The organism is Pseudomonas paraglycinae, assembly GCF_021601625.1.
Lineage (GTDB): Bacteria > Pseudomonadota > Gammaproteobacteria > Pseudomonadales > Pseudomonadaceae > Aquipseudomonas > Aquipseudomonas paraglycinae.
Genome location: NZ_BQHR01000022.1, coordinates 86,959 through 93,241, shown reverse-complemented (window position 1 = coordinate 93,241; position 6,283 = coordinate 86,959). Strand labels below are relative to the sequence as shown.

Below are 6,283 nucleotides of genomic sequence, written 5' to 3'. Positions count from 1 at the left end.
AAACCACCCAACCCCTGCCCCATCTAACAGCCATACCCAATTGCGCAGGTGCCCCATGAGCGACCAGCAAGAATTCCCCGAGAACCCCGACGACATCACCGAAACCGACGCCGAACACATCGAACACCACGTCCCCGGCAAAGGCCTCGCCCTGCCCGGCCAGAACCTGCCGGACAAGGTCTACATCATCCCGATCCACAACCGCCCGTTCTTCCCGGCCCAGGTCCTGCCGGTCATCGTCAACGAAGAACCCTGGGCCGAAACCCTCGAACTGGTCAGCAAATCCGAACACCACTCCCTGGCCCTGTTCTTCATGGACACACCCCAGGAAGACCCGCGCCACTTCGACACCAAGGCGTTGCCGCAATACGGCACCCTGGTCAAGGTGCACCACGCCAGCCGCGAAAACGGCAAACTGCAATTCGTCGCCCAGGGCCTGAGTCGCGTGCGCATCAAGACCTGGCTCAAACACCATCGCCCGCCGTATCTGGTGGAAGTCGAATACCCGCACCAGCCCACCGAGCCGACCGACGAGGTCAAGGCCTACGGCATGGCGCTGATCAACGCGATCAAGGAACTGCTGCCGCTCAACCCGCTGTACAGCGAAGAGCTGAAGAACTACCTCAACCGCTTCAGCCCCAACGATCCGTCGCCGCTGACCGACTTCGCCGCCGCCCTCACTTCGGCGACCGGCAATGAGCTGCAGGAAGTGCTCGACTGCGTGCCAATGCTCAAGCGCATGGAAAAAGTCCTGCCGATGCTGCGCAAGGAAGTCGAAGTCGCGCGCCTGCAGAAAGAAATCTCCGCCGAAGTGAACCGCAAGATCGGCGAGCACCAGCGCGAGTTCTTCCTTAAAGAACAGCTCAAGGTCATCCAGCAGGAACTCGGCCTGACCAAGGACGACCGCAGCGCCGACCTCGAACAGTTCGAGCAGCGCTTGGAAGGCAAAGTGCTGCCGACGCAAGTGCAGAAGCGCCTCGAAGAAGAGATGAACAAACTGTCGATCCTCGAAACCGGATCGCCGGAATACGCGGTCACCCGCAACTACCTCGACTGGGCAACCTCGGTGCCGTGGGGCGTGTACGGCGAGGACAAACTCGACCTCAAGCACGCGCGCAAGGTGCTCGACAAACACCACGCCGGCCTCGACGACATCAAGGACCGGATCCTCGAATTCCTCGCGGTCGGTGCCTATAAAGGCGAGATCAGCGGCTCCATCGTGCTGCTGGTCGGCCCGCCGGGCGTGGGTAAAACCAGCGTCGGCAAATCGATCGCCGAATCCCTTGGTCGGCCGTTCTACCGCTTTAGCCTCGGCGGCATGCGCGACGAAGCCGAGATCAAGGGCCACCGCCGCACCTACATCGGCGCGCAGCCGGGCAAACTCGTGCAGGCGTTGAAAGACGTCGAAGTGATGAACCCGGTGATCATGCTCGACGAGATCGACAAGATGGGCCAGAGCTACCAGGGCGACCCGGCCTCGGCGCTGCTGGAAACCCTCGACCCGGAACAGAACGTCGAATTCCTCGACCACTATCTGGACCTGCGGATGGACCTGTCGAAAGTCCTGTTCGTCTGCACCGCCAACACCCTGGATTCGATCCCCGGCCCGTTGCTGGACCGGATGGAAGTGATTCGCCTGTCGGGCTACATCACCGAAGAAAAAGTCGCCATCGCCAAGCGTCACCTGTGGCCGAAACTGCTGGAAAAGGCCGGCGTGTCCAAGGGCAGCCTGAGCATCAGCGACACGGCGCTCAAAGTCTTGATCGACGGCTACGCCCGTGAAGCCGGCGTGCGCCAGCTGGAAAAACAGATGGGCAAACTGGTGCGCAAAGCGGTGATGAAACTGATCGACGATCCGAAAGCGGTGATCAAGATCGGGCCGAAAGACCTTGAAGCGTCCCTTGGTCATCCGGTGTTCCGCAACGAGCAAGTGTTGTCCGGCACCGGCGTAATCACCGGCCTGGCGTGGACCAGCATGGGTGGCGCGACTCTGCCGATCGAAGCCACGCGGATTCACACGTTCAATCGTGGTTTCAAACTGACCGGGCAACTGGGCGATGTGATGAAGGAGTCGGCGGAGATCGCCTACAGCTACGTCAGTTCGCACCTCAAATCTTTTGGTGGCGATCCGAAGTTCTTCGACGAAGCCTTCGTCCACCTGCACGTGCCGGAAGGCGCGACACCGAAAGACGGCCCGAGCGCCGGCGTGACCATGGCCAGCGCCCTGCTCTCCCTCGCCCGTAATCAGGCGCCGAAAAAAGGCGTGGCGATGACCGGTGAATTGACGCTGACCGGGCATGTACTGCCGATTGGCGGAGTGCGCGAGAAGGTGATTGCGGCGCGGCGGCAGAAGATCTTCGAGTTGATTCTGCCGGAGGCGAATCGCGGCAACTTCGAAGAGCTGCCGGATTACTTGAAGGAAGGCATTACCGTGCATTTCGCCAAGAAGTTTGCGGATGTAGCGAAGGTGCTTTTTTGATTTCGTCTTGAGGTATTGAGGGGGGCTGGCATCGCAGCCCCTCACCCCGGCCCTCCCGAAACGTCGGACCGCCCGGAGGGAGAGGGAGCCGAGTGGGGGATATTTAAGAGATACGCCGACCTGAAAGCTCTTCACTGAATCCGTAATCAACTCGATCTTTCAGGTCGATGTATCCCAAAAGACACCTCGGTCGGTCCCCTCTCCCTCTGGGAGAGGGTTAGGGTGAGGGCCGGCGATGCTGAAGAATGACGCCAAGCCTGGCGTTGTCACACTTTGTCTCATCTTCAGTTATGCTCGCCGTTCGTCGCCAACGCCGGAGCCACTGAATCCATGTCCCCCCTTCGCCTGTTTGTCCCCTTGTCCCTCGCCCTGCTGGCCGCCTGTGCCACGCAACCGAAAACCAACGTGACCGTGGAAAAACAGAGCGAATGCCCGGTGCGCCTCACCAACGGGCAAAACCTGATCGTCATGCTCCCGAGCAACCCCACCACCGGCTACCGCTGGGCCATCCAGGATTCCGCCGGCGGCGTATTGCGCGCCCTCAGCCCCGAGGTCTACAGCAATCCGGAAGACGCCGGCGTGGTCGGCGCGGCCGGTCTCTCGACCTGGCGCTTCCAGGCGTTCGCCCCCGGCACCGGTCGCCTGCGCCTGACTTCGCAACAGCCGTGGGCGCCGGAAGTGTTGCCGGTGGAAACCTTTGATTGCGCCATTTCGGTGAACTGACCGTGGGCTGGCTGATCCTCGCGCTGATGGGCGCCGTGACCTTTCTCTATGGCGTCAGCACCCACGCGGCGCTGCTTTGCCTGCTGGTCAAACCGCTGCCGGTATTGGCGTTGCTCGGCTGGCTGCACGATGCGCCACCGAGCGACTATCGGCGCTGGATCAGCCTCGGTCTGATTTTCTCGTTGATCGGCGATGTGTTGCTGGCGTGGCCGGGGGATTTGTTCGTCTTCGGTCTCGGCGCGTTTCTGGTCGCGCATCTGGCGTATCTCAAGGCTTACCTTAGTGATTGCCGACGTTTGGCCCTGCTGCCGCTGATCCTGGCCCTCAGCGTGGGTGCCGTGTTGATGGGCATATTGATCAGCAGCGGACTCGGCCCGTTGACCGTGCCAGTGATCGTCTACGGAACGGCCATCAGCGCCATGCTCTGGCGCGCTCTCGCCCGACTCGGCAGCGGCGTACCGCAACGTTCGGCATTACTGGCGGCGGGCGGCGCGGTGGCGTTCGTGTTTTCCGACAGCGTGATCGGTATCAACCGGTTCGTCTCACCGTTCAATGCAGCGCCTTACATCATCATCCTAAGTTACTGGTTGGGACAGTGGGGGATTGCGGCGTCGGCGTTTCACGTAGAAAAAGCCGAAAAAACGCTATAACCGTTTCGAAATCGATTACCAAATCGAATCAACGACTGTCATTTCTGACAGTTAGATTGCAAGCCTGAAAAACATACAGTTGCTCGAAGCGGCAAACCATGGTGGTTTGTCGCACTATCGAGAGACTCAGCATGAGTAACCCAACTCCCAAGTCCGCCGGCACTTTCAGCCTCGCCATTGATAACAACAACCCTGTTGCCTTCCAACTTGTCGTTGCGTTCGAAGAACCGAACCACATCAGAATCACGGGTGAACGAGAAGAGTGGGGAGAACAAGTCAAACGAATGGAGTTCCATCTCGCGAAGACCATCACCGGCGGCCGCTATTACTTGAATTCGCCGGAAGTGAAGCTCGTGAAAGCCGTATCGGACTGGGTCAATACCAAGTACCAGGTGAAAACACTGACTCTCGATATCAATGCGGATCACACGACCCGCCACATTGTTGGTCAGTTTCAATTCACGGCAGATGAAATTGACTCCCAAGGTTCCGGTATCGGTATCACGGGCAAAGGAGATTTCAATATCGAATACTCCTGAGTTCGCCTGCCCACGGTTTATCAGACAACCCGCGCATCTGCGCGCCAGTTTGGCTAAAATGCCGGCCTTTTCATCGACACCGCCGGAACCGCCGTGAGCAAAGAACCCGATCGCATTTTCGCCCAGCCGATGGCCCAGGTGCCTGACTTCGCCTTCAACGAAGACGTGGTGCGGGTGTTCCCGGACATGATCAAGCGTTCGGTGCCGGGTTACCCGACCATCGTCGAGAACCTCGGCGTGCTCGCGGCGCAGTTCGCCCAGCCGAACAGCGTGCTCTACGACCTCGGAGCTTCGCTCGGTGCGGTGACCCAAGCCCTGCGCCGCCACGTACGCACCGACGGTTGCCGTGTGATCGCGGTGGATAACTCGGCTGCCATGGTCGAGCGCTGCCGCGAGTACCTCAACGGTCAGGATTCGATGTTCCAGGAGTTGCTGCCGGTCGAAGTGATCGAAGGCGACATCCTCGCCCTCGACTTCAAACCGGCCTCGGTGGTGGCGTTGAACTTCACCCTGCAATTCATTGCCCCGGATCAGCGTACGGCGTTGCTGTCACGCATCCGCCAATCGTTGCTGCCGGGCGGCGCGCTGATCCTGTCGGAGAAGCTGCGCTTCAACGATGCCGAAGAACACGCGCTGCTGACCGATCTGCACGTCGCGTTCAAACGCGCCAACGGCTACAGCGAACTGGAAATCGCCCAGAAGCGCAGCGCCATCGAAAACGTCATGAAGCCCGACAGCCTCGAAGAACACCGCGAGCGCCTGCTGGCCGCCGGGTTCTCGAAAGTCGTGCCGTGGTTCCAGTGTCTTAACTTTGCCTCGTTGATTGCCTTGCCATGATTGATCTGTCTCCCCTCGCCCGCCGTCTGGCCGGCACGCCGCTGGCCGAATGGGCCAACACCCTGCAAGCGCAACTCGACAAGAAAATGGAGAAAGGTCACGGCGACCTGGAGCGCTGGCAAAGTGCGCTGGATGCCTTGCCGAAGATCCAGCCGACCGAAGTCGACCTGCTCGACGGCCTGAAACTGGACACCGATTGCGACGACGAAACCCGTGCACAGATGCGCACCGCGCTGATGGGCCTGTCGCCATGGCGCAAGGGGCCGTTCGATCTGTTCGGCGTGCACGTCGACACCGAATGGCGCTCGGACTGGAAGTGGTCGCGGGTATCACCGCATCTGGACCTGAAGGGCAAGCGCATCCTCGATGTCGGCTGCGGCAACGGCTACTACATGTGGCGCATGCTGGGAGCTGGCGCCGACAGCGTGATCGGCGTCGATCCGAACTGGCTGTTCTTCTGCCAGTTCCAGGCGGTGCAGCGTTATCTGTCAGAACCGAATGCCTGGCACCTGCCGTTCCCGTTCGAAGACCTGCCGCCGAATCTGGAAGGCTTCGATACCGTGTTCTCGATGGGTGTGTTCTATCACCGTCGCTCGCCGATCGAGCACTTGCTGGCGCTGAAGGATTGCCTGGTGAAAGGTGGTGAACTGGTGCTGGAGACGCTGGTGGTCGAAGGCGACAAGCATCAGGTGCTGGTGCCGGAAGATCGTTATGCGCAGATGCGTAATGTGTGGTTCCTGCCGTCGGTGCCGGCGCTGGAATTGTGGCTGCGTCGTGCCGGGTTTACTGACGTGAAATGTGTGGATGTGAGCACCACCACTGTTGAAGAGCAGCGCGGGACAGAGTGGATGAAGTATCAGTCGTTGAGTGATTTCCTTGATCCGGAAGATCACAGCAAGACGATTGAAGGGTTGCCGGCGCCGATGCGGGCCGTAATTGTCGCGAAGAAATAACCCGCTCTCCCGAACACCACGGTGAGCCCACCCCTCACCCCAGCCCTCTCCCCAAGGAGAGGGAGCCGATCTTGGAGCTTTTCAAAACTTAAGTTCGACTCG

At 60.1% G+C, this 6,283-nt stretch carries 6 protein-coding genes; all 6 read left to right on the top strand.

The window, feature by feature from the left end:
* Nucleotides 1–55 precede the first annotated feature (55 nt).
* The 6 genes from lon (at nucleotide 56) to cmoB (ending at nucleotide 6,181) form a co-directional block, all read left to right on the top strand.
* Complete coding sequence (gene lon / locus L6D82_RS25745) at nucleotides 56–2,479, top strand: endopeptidase La (RefSeq protein ID WP_236191917.1); 2,424 nt, start codon at nucleotides 56–58, stop codon at nucleotides 2,477–2,479.
* A gap of 330 nt (nucleotides 2,480–2,809) precedes the next feature.
* Entirely contained in the window at nucleotides 2,810–3,202 is a 393-nt protein-coding gene (locus tag L6D82_RS25740; protein ID WP_102716880.1) for a protease inhibitor I42 family protein, read from the top strand.
* A 2-nt stretch (nucleotides 3,203–3,204) separates the two neighbouring features.
* On the top strand, nucleotides 3,205–3,852 hold the full coding sequence (locus L6D82_RS25735; protein WP_173892831.1) for a lysoplasmalogenase: 648 nt from the start codon (nucleotides 3,205–3,207) through the stop codon (nucleotides 3,850–3,852).
* 131 nt (nucleotides 3,853–3,983) lie between these two features.
* A complete protein-coding gene (locus L6D82_RS25730; RefSeq protein WP_102688180.1) occupies nucleotides 3,984–4,391 on the top strand; it encodes a hypothetical protein in 408 nt (135 codons plus the stop codon).
* A gap of 129 nt (nucleotides 4,392–4,520) precedes the next feature.
* Nucleotides 4,521–5,228: a carboxy-S-adenosyl-L-methionine synthase CmoA gene (gene cmoA, locus L6D82_RS25725; protein ID WP_218888027.1), complete on the top strand. Its 708-nt coding sequence runs from the start codon at nucleotides 4,521–4,523 to the stop codon at nucleotides 5,226–5,228.
* The gene (cmoB, locus tag L6D82_RS25720; RefSeq protein WP_102688181.1) at nucleotides 5,225–6,181 is read left to right on the top strand and encodes a tRNA 5-methoxyuridine(34)/uridine 5-oxyacetic acid(34) synthase CmoB; all 957 of its coding nucleotides are present in this window, start codon (nucleotides 5,225–5,227) and stop codon (nucleotides 6,179–6,181) included. Before cmoA ends, cmoB begins: the two co-directional genes overlap by 4 nt.
* The last annotated feature ends 102 nt before the right edge of the window (nucleotides 6,182–6,283 follow it).

What these genes read in the sequence shown, in the direction of transcription:
- L6D82_RS25740 (WP_102716880.1), top strand. Translation starts at nt 2,810, where the DNA reads ATGTCCCCCCTTCGCCTGTTTGTCCCCTTGTCCCTCGCCCTGCTGGCC.
- cmoA (WP_218888027.1), top strand. Translation starts at nt 4,521, where the DNA reads ATGGCCCAGGTGCCTGACTTCGCCTTCAACGAAGACGTGGTGCGGGTG.
- lon (WP_236191917.1), top strand. Translation starts at nt 56, where the DNA reads ATGAGCGACCAGCAAGAATTCCCCGAGAACCCCGACGACATCACCGAA.
- cmoB (WP_102688181.1), top strand. Translation starts at nt 5,225, where the DNA reads ATGATTGATCTGTCTCCCCTCGCCCGCCGTCTGGCCGGCACGCCGCTG.
- L6D82_RS25730 (WP_102688180.1), top strand. Translation starts at nt 3,984, where the DNA reads ATGAGTAACCCAACTCCCAAGTCCGCCGGCACTTTCAGCCTCGCCATT.